The organism is Massilia sp. PAMC28688 (assembly GCF_019443445.1).
In the GTDB taxonomy this organism is placed as follows: Bacteria; Pseudomonadota; Gammaproteobacteria; order Burkholderiales; family Burkholderiaceae_D; genus Telluria_A.
On the sequence record NZ_CP080378.1, the window covers coordinates 5,141,069 to 5,162,406 of the forward strand.

Genomic DNA, 21,338 nt, shown 5'->3' on the forward strand with positions numbered 1-21,338 from the left:
GCCCCTATCCGTTAATCAGAACGACAGCTTTTCGTAGCCGGCCAGGTCGCCGTCATTGGCGTTGAGCGCCAGCTGCTCAAAAATGGCACTGTCCGCGCCGTTGACGTGCGCCGCCGCAGGTGCCGCCAAGGGCGCCGGCACGGCTACCGCTTCCATGCCCGCGATTTCCGCGCCATGGGTCTGGGCCAGGCGTGCGGCCAGGATGCGGATGGTCGGATATTCGAACACCATGCTAGGCGGAAGGTCGGCCGCCAGCGCCCCGTTGACCTGGCGGATCAGGCTTGCCACGCCGAGCGAGGTGAAGCCCAGTTCAAAGAAACTGAGCTCGGGATCGACCGCCGCCGCTGCCACGCGCAGCTCCTGTGAGGCGGCAGCGCGCAGGAAGTGCTCGATCTTCTCCTCCGGCGAGGCAGGGGCCGATCCGCGGTGCACAGTCGGCGCCGCGGCAGCAGGCGCACCGGCCTGCGCGGGCGAGGCCGGTGCCAGGGTCAGGCCGCGCATGGCGGCGCACACGGTACCGTCAGCATCGATCAGGTCCAGGTCCAGCCGCGCGCCACCGGCATGGCGAATCCACGCGAACATCTCGCTGCTGCAGGGCTTTTCATGCCGCAGCCCGTCCAGCGCGGCCGGCGCCTGCAGGCCTTGTGCGGCGGCGCCCGGCAGCAGGCCCAGCGCCACGCCAAAGACAGCTTCCGACAGCGCCGGATGCAGGCCGTACTGGTGCGCGTCAGCGGCAAACACGGCCGGGATGCGCAGGTGGGCCAGCAGTTCGCCTTCACCGCGCAGCACCGAGATGACGGCGCGTTCCTGTTCTTTCTTAGGCAGGCCACGGGCGGCCAGCGCCATGTAGACACTGTCGCCGTCCGCCAGTCCCCCATGCATCTGGTTTTGCAGGCGCGCGATGTCGTGCGCGGCGGCAGCCTGGATAGACCTGGCATGCAGCGCCCGGCCCTGGCAGTAGACAAGGTCCGGCGCGTCGGCGTCGGCCACGGTGAACCCGAGCGCACCGTCAGCCAGTGCCACCAGTTCCACCGCGACCGCTGCGCCGCCGGCCAGCACGGCCGGGGCGCGCCACTGCACCTGCTGCAGTTCCAGCGCATCCGGCGCCGTCCCGCCCATGGCCCGCGCCACGGCAGCCTGCACCATGTCGAGCTGGACCCCGGCCGGCAGCAGCCATGTGGAGGCACCTTCCTGGCCGGCCAGGAAGAATTCGCTGCCGTCAAAACTGGAGCGGAAGGAGACCTTGCCCAAGGTTGACGTATTCTCGTGCAGCAGCGGGTGCAGCAATGCGGCGCGCTGCTGGCGTGCCTCGAACCAGTGGCGCTCGCGGGCAAACGGGTAGGTCGGCAAAGCGATCCGGCAGGCGGTGCCCGGCGCGATCAGCGCGGCGTAATCGAGCGCATAGCCCTGGGCGAAGAGGTCTGCCAGCGTGGCCAGGTAATCCAAAGCTTCCTCGGCGTGCGCAGTGGCGAACTGGCTGATGCAGAAGGCGCCGTACTTTTTCAGCGCATGGCGTTCGCGCGCAGCTTCCTCGCCCGGCGCCGTCACAAATACACCTTCAGCGGCGCCCTGCGCCAGCCACGTGGCCAACATTTGTGCCAGCTGCGCCGCGTTCGCTGCCACACAGGCCAGGCGCACCGGGTGATGGGTGCGGCCCACCAGCAGCGTGTAGCTCAGGTCCTGCATGGCCACGTCCGGTGCGCACTGCAGGTAGGCGTGCAGCTGGCGCACCTGTTCCTGCACCTGCTCGGGGGCGCGGGCCGACAGCACCACCAGGTAGCCCGGGGCGGCAGCGGCGGCAGCGCGCGGTGCTGCGGGCGCCTCCTCGATGATGAGGTGGGCATTGGTGCCACTGAAGCCGAACGAACTGATGGCCGCGCGGCGCACACTCCCTGGCCCCGGCTCCCAGGCCTGCAGGTCGCGGTTGACGTAGAACGGACTGCCCGCCATGTCGATGGCCGGGCTCGGGGTATCGAAGTGCTTGCTCGGCGGGAGCTGGCGGTGCTTGAGCGACACCAGCAGCTTGAGTACGCCCGCAACGCCGGCAGCGGTGGCCGCATGGCCGATATTGGCCTTGACCGTGCCGATCGCGCAGAACTGCGTCTTGGGCGTGAACTTGCGGAAGGCCCGGGTGAGCGCCCCGAATTCGATCGAGTCGCCCATCAGGGTGCCGGTGCCGTGCGCTTCGACAAACTGGATCGATTCCGGGTCAATCCCAAAGCGCTCGTAGACTTCGCACTCCAGCCTTTCCTGCGCCGCCGCATTGGGGGCGATGATGCCGTTGGAGCTGCCATCCTGATTGACGCCGCTGGCGCGGATCACGCCGTGGATATGGTCACCGTCGCGCAGCGCGTCGGACAGGCGCTTGAGCACCACGGCGCCCACGCCCTCGCCCGGCACAAAGCCGTTGGCGCGCGCTTCAAAGGCAGCCAGGCGGCCGGTGGGCGACAGCATGCCGGCCCGGTTGGCCACCTGGTGAAAGCCCGCGGTAGGCTCCAGGAAGACGCCGCCGGCCAGCGCCATCTCGGTCTCGCCCGAGCGCAGGCTCTGGCAGGCCAGATGGATCGTCACGAGCGAGCTGGAACATGCGGTATTGACGGCAATGGCGGGGCCTTGCAGGTCAAGGTAGTAGGCGATGCGGGCCGGGATCACCGATTCCGCATTGCCCCAGAAGGCGTGGGCCGGGGTATCGCTGCCGATCAGGGCATCGTACTTGGAGCTGCCGCAGCCCACATACACGCCGCACCGCTTTTCACGGCCGCTCTTGCTGCCATAGCCGGCGTCTTCCAGCGCCTTCCATGCCTCTTCCAGGAACAGGCGCTGCTGCGGATCCATGTGCGCCGCTTCCAGCGCGGGAATGCGGAAGAAGCCGGCGTCAAAGCGGTCGATCGAGTCGATGAAGCTGCCGTGGCGGCAGTATGTGCCCTCGGCGGCCGGTCCCACGATGCTGTCCTCGGGCTTCCAGCGCGTCACCTCCTGGATCAGTTCTGCGCCGTCGCGCAGGTTGCACCAGAATTGGTCGAGCGTGTCGGACTGCGCAAAGCGCCCGCTCATGCCGATGATCGCAATCGGCTCGTTTTCGATCCCGCGCGCCGCCGCCACCGGGGCTGCGCTGTCGGCCACTGGCGCGGCGCCAAAGCGGCTGGCCAGCGCCGGAGGGGCGGCAAGGACAGGCGCAACCGGTGGAACAGGTGAAACAGGTAAAACAGATGCAACGGGCGCCGCGGCCACGGCAGGCGTGTCGGCCTGGTTCAGCTGCTCGCCCCAGGTAGCGTGAATATAGTCACCAAGGTCGTTGACGGTGCTGTACTCGAACAGGCTGGTGGTCTCCAGGCTGATGTGCAGCGACTCGCTGATGGTGCGCACCAGGTTCACGCCCACGATCGAATCGACACCATACTCGGCAAACGGTTCATCGCGCCCGATTCGCGACAGGTCGAGCTGCAGCGCTTCCGACAGCTTCTGGGCAACCAGGGTCCTGATGTGATCACGTCCCATATGCGGTTTTACCTCCCTTGGTGCGGCACGCTGCGGTGCCTGCGGTGGTGTGATGGCCTGTGCCTGGGCATGCTCTGGCGGTGCTGCCTGAACTGCGGCGCGCGGCGCTTCCTGGGCAGGCTTCGGTGCGGCCTTGCCTGCGGACGCCTGCAAAGGACGGCCCTGGCGGACCACGCCGTCACTGCCGGCCGCGATGATCTGCTGACCGAACGCATGCGCATGGAGCGCCGGGAAGGACACGCTGTCAAAGCCCTCCTCGCCCAGCAGGCGGGCCCACGTCGCAGGTGCCAGGCCTGGACTGTCCGGCAGGCGCAGGGCGTTGTCCTGCACCGCCCACCAGCCTTCGAGCAGGCCAAAAGTCAGGTGGCTGAACATCGACCAGGTACTGATTTCATTGAGTAGCAATACGCCGTGATGCGTGAGCGCCGCCTTGGCGTTGCGCAGCGTGGCGCGCATGCTGGGCGTGGCGTGCAGCACATTGGCCGCGACCACGATGTCATAAACGCCGGGCGTGATGGCCTGTCCTGCCAGCGGCTTGCAGACGTCAAAGATGGCCGTGGTCATGGCCGCGCAATGGGGCTGGTGATGCTTGGCCGCGTGCATCAGGAAGGCTTTGGAGACGTCGGTGTAGCAGTACTCGGCCAGGGCGTCGCCAAACCGTGCCAGGACCGGCAGCAGCGTGGCGGTGGTGCCGCCGGTACCGGCGCCGATCTCCAGGATGCGGAATTTGCGCGCCGGGTCCTGGCGCAGGCCCTGCTCGATGCAGGCCGCCAGCGTGCTGCCGAGCACACTGTTGAAATGGTCGGCCAGCGGGTTGCCCTTGTAGACGCCTTCCACCAGGTGCATGGAAGCGCGCGGGAACAGGACCTCGGTCGCCAGGCGCTGACCGGCCAGGATCTCCGGCAGCGCGCGCAGGCAGCTTTCAATGAGCACCGTCTGCGCTTCGTGGTGCGGGCGCGCGCTGATCCAGCCGGTGCGCAGCGCCGACCATTGCTGCCACAGCGCGTCCAGCTGGCCAATCGGCCTGACCGGCGCAGCGGCGGCGTCGAGCCAGCCGCCCTTTTGCAGATAGCGCACGCTGCCTTCGCGCCAGAGCGCGTGGTGGCGCGACAATGCCGGGGCGCCGCCTGCCAGGTGGCCGCCATCGCGCAGGGTCGCTGCCAGGATCTCATCCACCAGCGTCACCTGCTCGGCCGACGGCAGCTCGCCTTCGAGCTGGGCCAGCAGGGCCGGGTCGGCCGGTGCGACAGCGATTTCGGCTACCGGCGCCGCGCGGGGCGTCTGCCAGCGGACCCTGTCGAGCGTGGCCACGGTGGCCAGGGCCCGGGTGCCGACGGTCTTGAGCAGTGCCATCTGCTCCAGCGGCGACGCCACCAGCATGGCCAGTTCCTGCATCGCTTCGTCCGGTTCGATGGAACCGATGCCCATCTGGGCCATCGTTTCCAGGTACGACTTGTCGGCCACCACGCCCACGTTGCCCCAGTAACCCCAGTGCATGGTCTTTACCGGATAGGGACGCTGGCGGCTCAGGTAGCGGCCGAATGCATCCTGGAAGGCGCAGCCGGCGGCGTAATTGGACTGGCCGGGCGAGCTGTTGAAGGTGAGGATGGACGAGAAATACAGCATGAAGTCCAGGTCCATGGCGCCGAATACGGCGTCGGCATGGACACTGGTATCGACCTTGGCCGCCAGGCTCGCGCGCAGGGACTGCACATCCATCAGCGCCACGCTCTGGTCGCGCAGCACCAGGGCCGAATGCACCACGCCATGGATGGCGGAGTAGCGCTGCAAAATCGTGTCGCGCGCGCGGGCCAGGGCCTGGGCGTCGGTGGCGTCGGCAGACACATACAGCGGCGCGTTGCCGATTGCTGCCAGTGCGTCGATCCTGGCCTGGATCTGCGCATCGCAGGCACGGCGCCCGATCCAGACGATGTTGGCCTGGTAGGTCTCGATCATGTGGCGGCTCCATGCTTCGCCAATGCCGCCGGCGCCGCCAATGACCACGTAGGTGCCGCCCTGGCGATAGGCCGGGGTGGCCACCGGCAGATTCTCGGCCAGTGCCAGCTCCTGCACAAACCATTCGCCACGGCGCCAGGCCAGCGCCTTGCCGTTGCTGCCGGCCAGCTGCTCCAGGCAGGCAGCTGCGTCAAGCGCGTCCAGCGTGTCCACGTCCAGCAGTCGCAGCTGCCAGTGCGGGTACTCGCGCGCCAGGCAGCCAAAGTAGCCAAATACCGAAGCGTTGGCCGGCGCCGTGTCATCGTCCGGATGCACGGTGCGGGTGCGCGCCGTGATCATGGTCCATTGCAGGTCGCGGGCGGCGAAGCCGGCGCCCAGCAGGGCCTTGGTCAGGTTGAACACCGCGATCACGCCCTGTTCCTGGGCGGCGATCAGATCGTGCGGCATGTCGCCACCAGCGTCGGGCGCCATCCACACCAATTGGTCAAAAGCGGCGTCACGCAGCTGCGCAGCCAGGGCTTCCGGTGCGGCGCCGAGATCGAGCGCCTGCGACTGCGGGAAGCTGGCCCGCAGCCACATGAGCTGGACGTCACTGGCGCCGGCCACCAGCAGCCGGGTAGCGGGCGGCAGCGCGCTGCGCTCGCCCTTGTCGGCGGCCATGCTCTGCCACACCGGCAGCAGACGGTGCAATTCTGCCTGCTGCCCGTTACCGGCCACCACGGCCTGGCCGCGCTGCAGGGGACGCGAAGCAAACTGGGTGATCCGTACCAATACCTTGCCATCCTGGTCGAGGAACAGGAAATTGACCTTCCAGTGGCTTGGGTCAGCCTGGCGGTCTTGCGCTGACCACGTGGCGTGGCTGTAGCACACGTCGCGCATGTTGCCGAATATTTCCACCTCCGCCACCGCAAACGGCAGCGACAGGGGCGGCTCGATATCGCCTTTCTTCATCAGGCCAATGGCGGTATGCAGCGCGCCATCCATCAGCGCAGGATTGAGCATGAATGCACCGGCGGCGGGCCCCTGCTCCGGCAGCACCAGCTGGGCCAGCGATTCCTCGGCATTGGACCAGATGCGCTCGACGATCTGGAACGTCTTGCCCAGCTTCAGGCCATTATTCTCGAAATAGCGGTACAGCGCCGCGCGGTCCATGACCTGCTCCGGGCAGCGCGCCCGCAGCGCAGCCAGGTCTACCTGCTCGGCAGTGCCGGCGCCAAACGCCAGCTGGCCGGTGCAGTGGGTCACCGTGCGTCCGTCCACGGTACTGCGCACCGAGAATTCCAGTTCAGCGCCCTTGGGCACCAGCGCAATCTCGGCCTGGCCACCCTCCTCGCCCACGATCAGGGGGCTGAGCCAGACCAGGCTGCGGATGCTGCGCACCGGCTGGCCGGCCGCCAGTTCGCCGGCGGCGCGCGCCATTTCCATGTAGGCCACGCCCGGCAGCACGCGCTGCGACTGCACCACGTGGTCTGACAGGAAGAACTCGCGGCCCGAGAAGCGGCTGATGAATTTCTGTTCCTGCAGGTTGGAGGTATTGACCTGCACCAGCGGATGCAGCATGGATGCTACCGCGCCTGCCTCGACGGCCACGGGAGCGGCGCCCGCTTCCGGCAGCGGCAGCCAGTGGCGCTCGCGGGCGAAAGGATAGGTTGGAATCGGCGTGCGGCGCGGCAGGCCATTCGGATACAGCAGCGTCCAGTCCACGTCCGCACCGCCTGCCCACAGTTCGGCCAGCGCCTCGAGGTCGCCGCGCGCTGCCAGGTCACGAGCAGCGTCGTCCGCGCCGCTGGCCGCTTCTCCCCCCTTGGCGGGACGCACGTGGTGAATGAACACGCCCGCCTCGGCCTTGCCGGCAGCAGCTGCAGCCAGCTTTGTGCGCAGGGTCGGCAGGTCTGACGCCACAAAGGCCAGGCGTACGGCAAACACGTCACGTCCCACCTGCAGCGTATAGGCCAGGCGTTCCAGATCGGCCGCGCCGCTGTCCACAAAGGCCAGCAGACGGGCGGCATAGGCCTGCAGCCGGTCCATATTACGGGCCGAGACCACGAACACGCGCGGCTGCAGCGCCTGGGCGGCACTGGCCGCCGGGGTCACATACTCTTCCAGCACCACGTGCGCATTGGCGCCGCCAAACCCGAACGAGCTTACGCCGGCGCGGCGTGGCAGCGGGTTGCCGGCACTGTCGCGCGGCGCTTCCCAGTCGCGCGTCTGCTGCGGAATGTAGAACGGCGTGCCTTTCAGGCTGATGTAGGGATTGAGTTCCTCGAAGTGGACGTTGGCGGGAATCTGCTTGTGTTTGATGGCCAGCAGCGCCTTGACGATGCCGGCGATGCCGGCGGCCGTCTCGAGGTGGCCGATGTTGGTCTTGACCGAACTTAAGGCGCAGTGCGGCTCGGTGGCGGCATCCTTGCCATTCTTTTTGTACAACTCGGCAAACGCGCGGCCCAGGGCCTGCACTTCGATCGGGTCGCCCAGGCTGGTGCCGGTGCCGTGGCACTCAATGTAGCCAACCGTGGTCGGGTCCATGGCCGCCTTGGTGTAGGCTTCCACCAGCAGCGCCGTCTGAGCGGTCGCGTTGGGGGCAGTCAGGGTGGTGACGCGGCCACCGTGGTTCTCGGCCGTGGCGCGCACCACGGCGTAAATATGGTCGCCGTCCGCTTCCGCCTTGTCCAGCGGTTTGATCAGGATGGCGCCGGTGCCTTCGCCGCGCACGTAGCCGTTGGCACGCTTGTCAAAGGTCTTGCACTTGCCGTCATCACTGAGCATGCCGGCCATGCTGAAGGACACGTGTGCCGCCGGCGTGAGCATGATCTGCACGCCGCCCACAATGGCCATGTCGCTGCTGCCCGTGTGGATCGATTCGATCGCGCGGTGCAGCGCGATGAGCGAGCTCGAACAGGCGGTGTCGATCGGCGCGCTCGGGCCGCGCAGGTTGAGCAGGAACGAGACGCGGTTGGCCAGCACCGAGTGCGAATTGCCCGACGCCGTGTAGGCATTGATGGGCACATTCAGGCGGTTGACCAGGTTGACGTAGTCGTTGGTGGCCACGCCCACGAACAGGCCGGTCTTGGTGCCGGCGAGGTCGGAGACCTTGTGGCCGGCGTCTTCGATGGCCTCCCACACGCTTTGCAGGAAGATGCGCTGCTGGGGGTCCATCATTTGCGCTTCACGCGGCGAAATGCCGAAGAACAGCGGGTCGAACTTGTCGACATCGCTCATGAAGCCGCCCCACTTGGAGTTGGTCTTGCCCTGCTCCTTGAGCGGGTCGCCGAAATGCTCTTCCCAGCTCCAGCGATCGCCCGGAATGAGCGACACCATGTTTTTACCCTGGCGCAGGTTGTTCCAGAACGCCTCCGTGTTCTCGGATTCCGGCATCACCGCGCTCATGCCCACGATGGCAATCGGCTGGTGGGCAAAGCGCTGCTCGCTGTAGACCGGTGCCGCCGGACCGCTGGACGCGGGCGCGGCGTCCGGCTGCCAGTTCTTGGCGGCGAACATGGGCGCAGCCGGCGCCTCCGCGGTGGCGCTGGCAACCGGGGCGGCCGCAGTGGCCGCAGCAGGCGCCGCACCACCTTGCACAAAGCTGCGCAGGTCGTCGGCCCGCTCGCTGGCCAGGTTCCTGGCGATTTCGTCAATCGAGGGATAATCAAAGAACAGGATCGGCGTGATATCGAGGGCGAACTTTTCGTTGACCAGGTTGGCAAACGTGGCCAGGCCCACCGAATCGAAGCCCAGGTCGAGCAGGATCTTGTCGCCCTGGATGTCTTCTGCCTCCAGCTTGAGAAAGTCCATGGCGATCTGGGTGAGCTCGCGCCGCAACATGGCCGCAATGGCGTCGCTGCCCGCTGCGCCAGCCGGGGCGGCGGCAGCTGCGGCAGGCACCGCTGGCGCGGCCGGCTTGCGCAGCCCCCATGCCGTTTCCAGCATGTCGCGCTCGCCGTCCACCACCACCATTTGCGGCTCGGCTGCCGCCAGGCCATCGACAAAGGCGGCGATGCCCATCGCGCTTGCCAGCGGACGGATCCCGGTGGCTTTGCGGAACAGGCGCTCGGACTGCTCATCGAGCTTCATGCCGCCATCCTGCCACAGGGCCCAGTTGATGCTCAGCGTCTTGCCCTGGCGTTCGCCGGCAGCGCGTTGCGCCTCGCGCCGGATGGCCAGGGTATCCATGTAGTGGTTGGCGTAGCAGTAGTCGCACTGGCCGATGTTGCCGCCAATGGCGGACATGGACGAAAACATGGCGAAGAAGTCGAGCGCATCGCCGCGTGTGAGTTCATCGAGATGTTCGCTGCCCATGACCTTGGGGGCCAGCACGGCCTGCATCTCGGCGCGCGTCTTGTTGCGGATGTAGGAGTCGCGCACCACGCCGGCGCTGTGAATCACGCCATGGATGGCGCCAAAGCGCTCGCGCCCCTCGGCCAGCGCTGCCGCCAGCTGTTCGCGGTCGGCCACGTCGGCGCGCACATGGCACACCTGCGCGCCCAGCTTTTCCATGGCGTCCAGCCTCGCCTGCTGCGCCGTGCCGAGCGCCGAACGGCCGGTAAGCACCAGGCGCGCCTTGTACTGGCGCGCAAGGTATTCGGCAAACAGCAGGCCAAGGCCGCCGGCACCACCTGTTATGACGTACACACCACCTTCGCGCAGCACGGTTTGCTCTGCGGCCGCTGGCGCCAATGCCTGCAGACGGCGCACCGAACGCTGTGCGCCGTCGTAGCGCACAGCGTGGGTGGTGTCGGCAGCCGGTGTACTCTCGGCCAGGGCTATGGCCGCTGTCGCGGCGGCATCCGCATCCCGCAGCTCGACGCACTTGAACAGCACCTTCGGATGCTCCAGGCGCAGCGCCCCGGCAAAGCCGTTCATGGCTTCGTGTGCGGGCGACGCTTCGCCGCTCGTGGCGAACAGGTAAGTAAGGCGCACCTTGTCCTGCAGCTTGCGCCCTGCCAGTGCCTGGCACAGGGCCAGCGCGCGGTAAGGTCCGTGCTCGAGCGCCTGATCCAGCGACTGCTCCGGGCCCGTTTCCTGAACGGTGGCCGCAGGGGCAAACAGGATATGCGCGACGCGCTGGCCGTGGCCCTCGACCGCGTCCAGCAAGCGGGTAAAGGCCGCGGCATCGGCGCCATCGACTTCGTAGCTGCCGTTGCCGCACTGGGCAAACTGGGGCCCGGCCTGCACGTCGATGACGCGCTCGGGCGCACCGGACGCGGCGCGCAGCTGCTCCAGCAAAGGTGCCTGCGCACCCAGTACCAGCATGATGCCGTCGGGTGACTGCGCCGGCGTGTCCAGTGGTGACCGATTCCATTGCCAGCTGTAGCGCAGTGCAGGCGCGGCCTGTTCGGCGGCGGCATCCTTGTGGACCTCGGTCAGCGGTACGCCCACGGTGTCGCGCAGGCGCACCAGCACCTTGCCCTGCTCGTCGACAATCAGCACGTTGGCGCGCGACACGCGCGAACCGGCATGCTTGGCGTCATTGGCGACCTGCACATAGCTCCAGCATTCAGCCTGCAGCGGATGCAGGATTTCGACTTCGCCAATCGAGTACGGCACGGCCATCTGGGCGGTCGCGTCGTCAAGCTTGGAGGCGGCGCCCACTTGCAGCGAGCCGTCCACCAGCGCGGGATGCAGCAGCAGCTGCTGCAGATCCGGCTGGCGCTCTGCCGACAGGCGCAGGCGGCCCAGCGTCTCGCCACTGTTCTTGTGAATCTCGCGCAGCACCTGGAAGCTCGGCCCCAGGCCCAGGCCAAGTGACTGGAACTGCGGATACGCATCCCGGCCGTCAATGACCTTGTCGCAGCGTGCCTGGATGGCCGCCAGGTCGATCTGGTCGGCTTGAGCGGCATCGGGCGAACCGGTGTAGAGCAGCTGGCCCTGGGCGTGCAGCATGCGCTTGTCGCCCTCTCCCAGGCTGTAGACCTCGAAGTGGACAACATCGCCCTTGGGTTTGAGTTCAATCATCACTTCCTGGGCGTCGGCGCCGTGCACCACGATGGGGCTAAGCCACAGGATGTTCTTGATGCGCCGCACGGGACGGCCGGCCGCCATCTCGCCGGCCTTGCGTGCCAGCTCCAGGTAGGCCACGCCCGGCAGGGTCGGGATCTGCGACACCAGGTGGTCGTAGATAAAGAAGTCGCGGTTGTGGAACTGCTTCTTGAAAACCTGGCGCTCGAACGTCGATTCGTTCGCGTCCAGCATCGGGTGCAGGGCCGCCTGCGGACCCGCCAGCGCCGGGGCCAGCTTGACGCCACGGCCAGCCCAGTGGCGGCGGTCGGCAAATGGATAGGTGGGCAAATGGGCGCGCATGCCCGGTTCATAAGCCGCGGTAGAACGCCAGTCGGTGAACATGCCATCGACCCACAGCTGCGCCAGGCGGCGCAGGTCGCCGCCCGTGGTCAGCATGGTCGAAAATGCATCCTGCTCGCGGCGTGTGAGCAGCTTGTTGATGGTGGCGGCATTGGCCGCGCTGCCCACCAGCAGCTGCTCGCTGCGCGAACCGGCAATGAATTGCCCCAGCCGTTCGATGAGCTCTTCGCGCGTGCTGGCCAGCACGGCGCTGCGGAATTCAAAATGGCGGCGTCCGGCCTGCAGGGTGCGCGCCACGCTGTCCAGCGCCGGCAGGCTGGCGCCGCCCTGCTCCAGCCAGTCTTTCAGGCGCAGCGCCACGTCGCGCAGCTGCGCTTCGGTGCGCGCCGACAGCGGGAATACACGCTCCACGGCGCGCTCGTCCACCCTGGCCACCGGTGCCGGATAGCTTTCCAGGATCACGTGGGTGTTGGAGCCGCCGGCGCCAAACGAACTGACACCGGCGCGCAGGACCGCCGGGCTGCCGGCCACCTGCTTGGGCAGCCACGGCTCCAGCTTCTGCACCACGTAGAACGGGGAACTGGCGAAATCAATGTGTTCATTGAGTTCTTGCGAATGCAGCGACGGAGCCAGTTGGCCGTGGCGCATCTGCAGCAGCACCTTGGAAATGCCGACGATACCGGCGGCCGCTTCCAGGTGGCCGATATTCGTCTTGACCGAGCCGACCGCGCAGCTCTGCGTGTCCACCCCATACTTTTCAAACGCCTTGGACAAGCCCCGGATCTCGATCGGGTCACCCAGTTCGGTACCGGTGCCGTGCGCCTCGATGTAGCCCACGGTGCGGGCATCAACGCCCGAGCGCTCCAGCGCCGCCATGATGACTTCCGCCTGCGAAGTGGGACTTGGCACAGCATAGCCGCTTGAACGCCCGCCATGGTTGACGGCCACGCCCTTGATCACGCCGTAGATGGCGTCGCCATCGCGTTCGGCATCAGCCAGGGGCTTGACCATGATCGCGCCCACGCCTTCTCCGGCGACGTAGCCGTTGGCGCCTTTGCCGAAGGTGCGGCACACCCCGTCGTCGGACAGCGCGCCGCCGAACAGGTTGATATCGAGCTTGCCTTGATGGAGGTCGAGGTTGACGCCACCCACGATGGCAGCGGCGCATTCACCTTTGTAGATCGATTCACAGGCCAGGTACAGCGCCGTCAGGCTCGATGAACAAGCCGTGTCGACCGTCATGCTCGGCCCGGTCAGATTGAGGCTGTACGACACGTGATTGGCGATACTCCACAGGAAGGAATTGGGGCTGGTCGGGTTGCCGGCATGGCGCTGCTCCAGGCCCACCATCTGGTACATGGCCCACACGGCGCCGACGAAGACGCCGATATTGCGCGGCGCATCCTCGCGCACCAGCGTCTCCGGGCTGTAGCCCGCGTCTTCCATCGCTTCCCACGCCACTTCCAGGAAGTGGCGTTCCTGCGGGTCAATCAGCTCGGCGTCGCGCGGGGAGATGTTGAAGAACAGTGAATCGAAACGGTCGATGTCGGCAATGAAGCCACCGCGGTAACGTTCGGCCTTGCCGAACAGACCGCGCATGGCCAGGCGCTCGGCGGGAATGTCTTCCACCGCGTCGGCGCCGGCGGCCAGGTTACGCCACAACTGGTCCAGGTTGGCCGCGTGCGGATAGCGCCCGGCCATGCCGACAATGGCGATATCGCGCACGGCAGGCGGCGCCACGGGTACGGTGTGGCTCACTGTTTCGGCGGCGGCCGGTGCCTCGGCGCGGGCCGGTGCCTGCACTTCCTTGTCGGGTTCGGGCGGCACGACCGGCACGGGTGCAGCCAAGGTGGCCGGGGCCTGCGCGCACTGGCGCATGGCAGCGAGCTCGAAGCGCGCATGCACATTGCCCAGGGCAGCGGCGGCGCCACCGGCGTGCAGCAGTTCAGGAATATCCTGGACACACTCGAACATGGCCACCACGCTGCGCACCACCTGCTCGACCTGCACGGCCGTCATGCCGACCGGGATTGCCATGCGCACCATGCCGTCCAGCGCCCCACCGTGCTGCATGCCCACGCTGTGGGCGCCCACCCGGATGCCGGTATGGAGGAAGAACCAGGCGACGAACGACGCCACCGGGTGCGGCAGCGTCGCAAACAGCGGCAGGGCCTTGACATCGAACAGCACGCAATGGGTACCAGCCGGCTGGGCCACGGCAATGCCGCGCTCGTGGAACGCGGTCCACATCAGCCTTACCGATTCCATGCGCCGCAGTACCTGGCGCTCGATGCGGCGCTGGTCCTGCAGGGCCAGGGCTACCAGCTTGCGGCCGATGGCATCGAGGCCCGCGCCGCTGGCGGCGGCCTGCTGTTCCAGGCGCTTGAACAGCACCGGGTCATTGGTGGCAATCATGCCGCCGGTATTGACGCCAAAATCCTTGGCCAGGCTGCAGGTGATCACATCGGCCAGCGATACAATCTCGCGCGCCACGGTCATCATCGCCGCGCCGGCGTACCGGGAATCGTGTTCGATGATGTACTGGGCGTTCTCCAGCACGCGGGTGGCGTCAATGACAAGCGCAATGCGGTGCTGCGCGAGCAGCGCCTTGAGCGCCTTGAGCGGCGCCATGGCCACCGGTGCGCCGCCGGCCGCATTGTTGGACAGTTCCACGCACACCATGGCAACCGATGCCGGATCGGCCTGCACCCGGGCCGCTACCCCATCCCAGTCCAGGTCACCCTTGTACAGTGCAGGGGTGTGCGGGTCGAGGGCGGCGGCGCACGGCATTTCTATCGCATCGAAACCGTTGTCGATCTGGTGAAACAGGCCGCTAGGGAACAGCACATTGCCGAGAATGGCACCGCGCCCGGCCTTAGTCTTGTAGAACACTTCCTCGGCGCTGCGTCCCGAGGTGGTGAGCACGTAGTGGGCAAAGCCGAACATGCTGCGCAGGCAGGCGTCGACCGGCGCGGCCGTTTGCAGCTGCGAGCGCAGGTGGCTCATCTGCCCGTCGATCACGGGATTGGACAATTGTGCCCAGGAGTCGGTTTTCAGGTCGATCTGGACCTGCGCCGGCGCCAGGTTGGCAGGGTTGAAGCCCGCCTGCTCCAGCTGCGTCAGGCGCTGGCTGCAGGCGCGCGAGCGCTCGGCCGGCGGCGCTGCCGGAGCCGCCGCCGGTGCAGCTGCAGGCTTGGTGTGATGCTCGGTGTCCGGCGTCTGCATGGCATCGGGATCGGCAATCATCATGATGATGTCGATGATGTTGCCAGGCTCTCCTGCTCCGGCAGCGCGGCACAGGTAGATGGTCTGGTTCTCGGTGCGAAACTTGTTCTTGAATTGCAGGTTGCCGTCATCATTGAAGATGCCCTGGCGGTGCAGTTCATCGAGCACCGCGTCAATACCAGGATCGGCGTCGGCGCAGGTTTCAAGACGGCAGCCGTAGGTGCCGCCCATGCTCAGCATGGCGCGGCCTTCGGCCACCAGCTGTTCGATGATCTGCACCGCCGTAAATTCCAGCCCGCCCAGCGGCATGTCCGCGTCGTAGAACTCCAGGTCCATCAGGTAGCCGTTATACTGCGGTCCAAGGGGCGAGATGAGGATGACGTTTTGCAGCACATCGTCGAGATAGGTGAGGAACAGGCGATGACGCGGGTGCAGGGTGCGGCCCAGGATTTCGTCGCGCACGGTACGGATCAGGGGGTTGACCATGGGCTTGGCCGCACACCAGGCGTCGATCACACTGGCGATGGCCTGCTCGACGGCCGCGTCCTGGCCCAGGACATACTCCACCGTGCGCGCCACGCCGGCTTTCTGGAACTTCGATACCTGATAGCGCAGGCGGCGCATTGGCCCGCCTTCCAGCGAAAACTGGTCCAGCTTGACCACGCGCTGCAAGGCGCCGAACGGTGTTGATGAAAAGCGCGTGGCACCAACAGCGCCCAGCACACGGTCAGAAAAGATATTGAGCTGCAGGCCGTGGGCGTTGCAATGGGCGAGCAGTTCCTCCGCCAGTTCGGCAAAGTACTCGTCTGGACCGGTAAAGGCGTAGGCTGCGATGATGTTCTTGCAGCGCGCATAATTGAAAAATCCGCGGCGTGCGCTGCCAAAAAAGACGTTGGGTGCAATGCTGCGCGCGCCGCGCGAAGCGCCGGCTTCATTCTTGTACTGGTCGAAAATGGTCTCAAACAGGGGACCGAGTTCCAGGTGGGCATGGACATCGCGCTCCAGCATCAGGACCGGCGCGGCGGCTGGCTTGACCTCCGCCTGTGCCGCCGCCTGCGCCGGCACCTGCGCTGGCGCAGGCGTTCTGGGCGCCGCAGCCTTTACCGCCTTTGGCTTTGCGGGCGCCGCGGCAACCGGCTGCACCGGCTTGACCGGTGCCGCTGCCTGCGTAGCGGAAAACGGCATTGCTTCGGCACTTTGCGCCAACGGCGCAGCGGCGCCAAGCCTGGCGGCGATGCGCTCGCCATGGTTGCTGGCGAAATAGCCGGCCAGGTCGGCGATGTTGATGTTTTCAAACAGCAGCGTCTTGGGCAGGCGGCCAAAGTCTTCTTCCAGCCGCTTGATGAGCTTGAGCACGCGGAACGAGTCGATCCCTGTTTCGGCAAACGGCGTATGGCGGTCGAAGCTGGCAGGCATGCCGTCGATCGTTTCCCCCACCAGCGCGGTGAGGTAGGTCTCCGCCCATTCGAGCAAACGTTCTTCGTGATTCGCGTGTCCCATATTTACTCTTTTCATCGCAAAAGATTTACAGCGGAAGGCTTGCCTTGATGGTGCGGAGGTGGTGCGCGCTAGCGCAGTTCGGTCAGATCGAAGTAGCCGTTGTAGCCCTTCATATAGACCGCTGCCCGGTGCCCGAACAGCACCATGGCCTCGGTCCGGGTTTCAAGCGCGTCGTAACCCTGCATGGTCGAGCGCACCTGCGAGCCGACCGGGTACTTGCTGTTCCATTCGCGCACCACCTGCTCGGCGTCCACACGCGGACGCGCCGCTGCAGGCGCGATGGGCGCAGCCGCTGCGGGCGCCGCCGCCACAGGCGCAGGCGCATGCTTGCGCACGTGCTGCGTGATCGAGCGCACCAGCTTGGCCAGCACTTCGCCATGGCCGACTTCCTCGAACGTCATGGCCGGATCAAGCTGCAGCAGGTATTCCACGCTCTCGCACCAGCGCACCATGCCGGCGATCTGGCGCGCCAGCGTGTCAGCCACGGCGCCGTCCTCGTAAGGACGCGCCGTGACGTTGGCGATCACGGGAATCTGCGGCGCGCCCAGCGAGAACTGGGCCAGGAAGGCGGTGAACTCCTTTTGCGAGTGGGCCATGAAGCGCGAGTGGAAAGCGCCGCTCGTATTGAGCGGGTAAAACATCATGTTGCCCTTGAAGCAGTGCTGCGCCTTTTCAATCTCGTCCACGGCGCCGGAGATGACCACCTGGCTGTGCGAGTTGTAGTTGGCCAGGTCAATCTGGTCCAGGCCCGCGTCCTTGAGGATCGCTTCGACCTGGTCCTTGCTGGCGTTGAGAATGGCCGCCATGGCGCCGCTGTCGGCCTGGCTCATCAGCTCGCCGCGCTTTTTCACGATCTGCAGGCCAGTCTCGAAGTCGAAGCAGCCGGCGGCGAGCAGCGCATTGAATTCACCGAGGCTGTGACCGGCCACGAAATCGGGACGCTTGCCGCTCTCTTCGAGCCGGCGGCGGTACGACAGGGCATTGACGACAAACAGGGCCGGCTGGGTGAACTGGGTCTTGCCCAGTTCATTGCGCGGGTCGGTCAGGCATAATTCCTTGATCGAGTAGCCCAGCAGCGCGTCGGCCTTGGCCGTCATGTCCGGGTAGGCGTCAAACAGATCGGCGCCCATGCCGCGCGCCTGGGAACCCTGGCCTGGAAAAATATAAGTGAGCATCCTGTGTCCTCGTGTTGTGTGCTGCCGTTTTTAGGTTGCCGCTCGCCCGTCTACATCGCCTCGAGGCAAAGCGCGGTATTCATGCCGCCAAATCCAAAACTCAATGTCAATGCACGTGCCATGCGGTGCGCGACCGCTTCGCTGCCCACGATGCGGCAGGACGATGCCAGCGGCTGCTCCAGGTTGCGCGAAGGGTGCAGGCGCCCGGCCCGCATCTGCAGCAGCGTCGCCACGATCTCCACCGCCCCGGCCGCGCTCAAGCCATGGCCGGTGATCGACTTGGTGGTATTGACCCAGGCACCATCGATGCCGGCCTGGCGCAGCGCCTCCAGTTCAGTCTCGTCCCCCACGCCGGAACCGGAAGCGTGCGGATTGACGTAGTCAAGCTGCCCGGCCGTCCAGCCGGCCCTGGCCAGTGCCGTGTTGATCACCTCAAGCTCGCCGCCCAGCGACGGATTGGGGTTGCGGTTGCCTTCCACATGGCTGCTCCAGCCGGCCAGGCGCGCCCAGGGCGTGGCACCGCGGCGGCGCGCCGTGGCAGTGCGTTCAACGACCACTGCGCCGCAGGATTCGCCAAAGATGAAGCCATCGCGCGCCTGATCGAAAGGCCGGCACGCCAATTCCGGCTGCTCTGCGTAGCGGTCCGAACCCATGGCGCCCAGCGAGCGCAGGGCCTGGGCTTCAAAGCACGACAAATCCATCATGGCCCCCAGCGCGATGGCAATGTCCACCTGGCCCGCACGCACTGCCTCGGCCGCCTGCAGTACGGCCAGCTGGCCGCTGGCCGAGGCACCGCCAATGGTGTAGGCCACGCCGCGAATGCCAAATACTTCCGTGCAGATGCCGCACAGGTCACTGTCGAGGAAGGTCATGCCGTAGGTCGGCCGCAGGAACTGGAATTTGCGCGCGCCCTGGGCCTGGGCCAGGACCATCTCGCGCTGCTGAAAATTCGATCCGCCCACGAACAGGCCAATGCGGCCCGGGTCGGCGGCGGCCAGCGCGGCTTCCTGCCAGGCTTCGTGCAGGGTAGCCAGCGCGACCTGGCTTGACAGCGACGCCGTGCGCAGCATGCTGTGCGCCAGGTCCGGCGGGAGAGACAGGTCGGCGATCTCGGCGCCCAGGTAGCGCGTGGCCTGCGGTGCAGCGTCGCCGCTTGCGGCCAGCGGCCACTGGCGGCCGGGCCGGCGCATCACGTCAAAGCGATGCTCGCCTGCCAGCAGCGCTGACGAAAACGCCTGGCGTCCCTGGCCAATGGCCGAGGTGACGCCCAGGCCCGAGATCACCAGGTCAGGCACTTGCCATCCTCCGGCCCATGATTTCCGACAGTTCCCCCATGTTCTCGGCACGGGCCAGTTCGACCAGCGACATTTCCAGCCCCAGTGACTCGAGCGTCATCATGATGATCTCGGAGCGGTCAATCGAATTGGCGCCCAGCGCCTTGAGCGAATCGGTGGGGTTGAGCTGGCGCGTGGCCAGCGCGGGCATCACGTCGCGGGCGTGGGTGGCGATTGTCTCGAAAATCTTGTTCTGGTCCATGCTCGGCTTCCCTGTTGGTGGTGTTAAAAAAAAGTCGCAGCGGCGTCAGGCGCCGGCTTCCCAAGGGAAGCGCCCGGTCGCGACATAGCGCTCGATATGGGCCAGATTCTGTGGATCGGAAAACGCCTCGACGTTGGTCCGCAGCGCCGCCGGCTTGGCCCGCGCGAAGCTCTCGTCAAGGCCATTGGTGTACTGCTTGTGGCGCACGATGGCGGCCTTGGACAGGCGCTTCAGGCGCAGCAACTGCTTGCGCAGCAGGTTGTCGCTGTGCTCTTCCACCGCGTCGACCAGCCCCCATTGCTCGGCCACGCGGGCGCCGATGGCCTGGGTACCGAGCGTGAGGTAATTGGCGCGCGCAAGGCCAATGCGGCGCATCAGAAACGGCATCACGCAAGCGGGCGTGAGGCCAAACAGCATCTCGGACAGGCTGAACATGGCCTTTTCCTCGGCCAGCACGATGTCGCATGCCGCCACAAAGCCGATGCCGCCGGCAGTGGCCTTGCCGCGCACATGGGCCACGGAGATGAATGGCCCGCACGCCAGGCGCCGCCACACTTCGTACATGGCGTCGGGCACGTGGTCGGCCAGCGCTCCGCCAAGAGCGCGGTTGCGGGCAATGCCCTGGAAGTCGGCGCCGCTGCAGAACACCTCGGGCGTGCCTTCCAGGACCACGATCCTGGCCGATGTTTCGCAGGCCTGCAGGGCATGCCCGATTTCGTCGATCAGCACGCGCGTGATGGTGTTGCCGCTCGCGCCCTGGTTCATGGTGATGGTGCAGACTTCCGCCTCCAGCCGCACGGCGATGGACTGGTAGAGCGATCCCGGCATGCTCAGATCCATTCGTATTCCCGATGAAATTCCTTGATCTCTTTAAGGAACAAGGTCTTCTTGCCGTGGGTGCTGCGGGCAGCGGCGATGAAGCCGGCATCCGGCACCACGTTGCGGGTACCGAAGCGCATCTCGTTACTCACTTCGAGGATCGATTCGTATTCGGGCATGCTGAGCTCATAGCGGCTGTCGAGGTGCTGGCCAATGCCCATGTCGCGCACGCGCTGCTGGCCCTGGCGGCTGGCCACGCCGCTGAAAAATTCCGAGCAGCAGCCGGAGCCGTACGAGAAGATGCCCACGCGCTGCGGAGTGTCAAACTGGCCGTGCTGGATCACGCTCACCAGCGACAGCATGGCAGTGGCACCCATGATGTTGCCAACCCGCTGGCAGTAGCGGATGCCGGGCATGACGCGGTTCTCGAAATCGGCCTCGATTTCCGGCGGCGCCGCCTTGGCCAGTTTGCGCATGATGTTGCGGTGCGCGCCCTTGACCATGCCGCCGAATGGTGTGTGCATGGCCAGGTAGCGAAAGCTGGTACGGAAATCGGCGCCGGTGACGCGCTTTTCGTATTCGAGGTAGGACTTCTCGCAGCAGTCCAGGTACGACAGCAGCGAGACGTCGGCGTTGCCGGCCTCCACGTCGGCGGCGGGACGGCAGGTGTCCATCACTTCGTAACCGTAGTAGCCGTTGGCGCCCACGTCGAACTGGAACACGGTCGGCGTGTCGCTCACCAGCATGGCCACCGCGCCGGCGCCACTGCTCGGCTCCAGGAACGACCAGTCCGACGACAGCGCGCTGCCGCCCGGTGCGACCATGAAGCGCGAGATGTCCGTGGCAATCACCAGCACCTTGGCGCCTGGCGAAACCGAAGACAGGATGAAGTTGATCGCCATCTGCACACCGGCGGCGCCCGAGTAGCAGGCGCTCTTGATTTCAAAGGTGCGGCAATTCTTGTTAAGACCCAGCAGGCTGTGGAAATAGCTGCTCATCGACTTACCGAAATCGAAGGCCGATTCGGTGCAGGTGATGATCATTTCGATGCGGTCTTTTTCTTCGGGCGAGAGGGCCGCCACGATGGGCATGGCGGCGTTCATGCCGTAGGTGACGGGGTCTTCGTAAGGCAGGGCCACCGTCTTTTGCCGCATCAGGAGGTTCTCGAAGCGGCTGGTATCGAGCTCGCGGTGGATGGCCAGTTTTTCCACGTCCAGGAACGCGGCGCCCGCATAGGCATTGATTGCTTCAAACCCTACAACACTCATACTGCTGTTCCTTTAGCGTCAAAAAGGCGGCTGGCCGCGAACCGTATCGCCATCTGCGGGCAAA

Annotated in this window: 6 protein-coding genes; all 6 read right to left on the reverse strand. The window is 66.3% G+C overall.

All coding sequences use genetic code 11. From position 1 onward, the window contains the following. Window positions 1–15 precede the first annotated feature (15 nt). A complete protein-coding gene (locus KY495_RS22845; protein ID WP_219881559.1) occupies window positions 16–16,476 on the reverse strand; it encodes an SDR family NAD(P)-dependent oxidoreductase in 16,461 nt (5,486 codons plus the stop codon). Window positions 16,477–16,544: 68 nt separating this feature from the next. Further along, window positions 16,545–17,651 carry an ACP S-malonyltransferase gene (fabD, locus tag KY495_RS22850; protein ID WP_219881560.1) on the reverse strand — a complete coding sequence of 369 codons (1,107 nt, stop codon included), beginning with the start codon at window positions 17,649–17,651 and terminating at the stop codon, window positions 16,545–16,547. A 50-nt stretch (window positions 17,652–17,701) separates the two neighbouring features. After that, a complete protein-coding gene (locus tag KY495_RS22855; RefSeq protein WP_219881561.1) occupies window positions 17,702–18,946 on the reverse strand; it encodes a beta-ketoacyl synthase N-terminal-like domain-containing protein in 1,245 nt (414 codons plus the stop codon). After that, a complete protein-coding gene (locus KY495_RS22860; protein ID WP_219881562.1) occupies window positions 18,939–19,187 on the reverse strand; it encodes an acyl carrier protein in 249 nt (82 codons plus the stop codon). The genes KY495_RS22855 and KY495_RS22860 overlap by 8 nt, the downstream gene beginning before the upstream one ends. 45 nt (window positions 19,188–19,232) lie before the next feature. After that, window positions 19,233–20,027 (reverse strand): enoyl-CoA hydratase/isomerase, encoded by a 795-nt coding sequence (locus KY495_RS22865; RefSeq protein WP_219881563.1) that lies wholly within the window; start codon window positions 20,025–20,027, stop codon window positions 19,233–19,235. Further along, window positions 20,018–21,274 carry a hydroxymethylglutaryl-CoA synthase family protein gene (locus tag KY495_RS22870; protein WP_219881564.1) on the reverse strand — a complete coding sequence of 419 codons (1,257 nt, stop codon included), beginning with the start codon at window positions 21,272–21,274 and terminating at the stop codon, window positions 20,018–20,020. The genes KY495_RS22865 and KY495_RS22870 overlap by 10 nt, the downstream gene beginning before the upstream one ends. Window positions 21,275–21,338 lie beyond the last annotated feature (64 nt).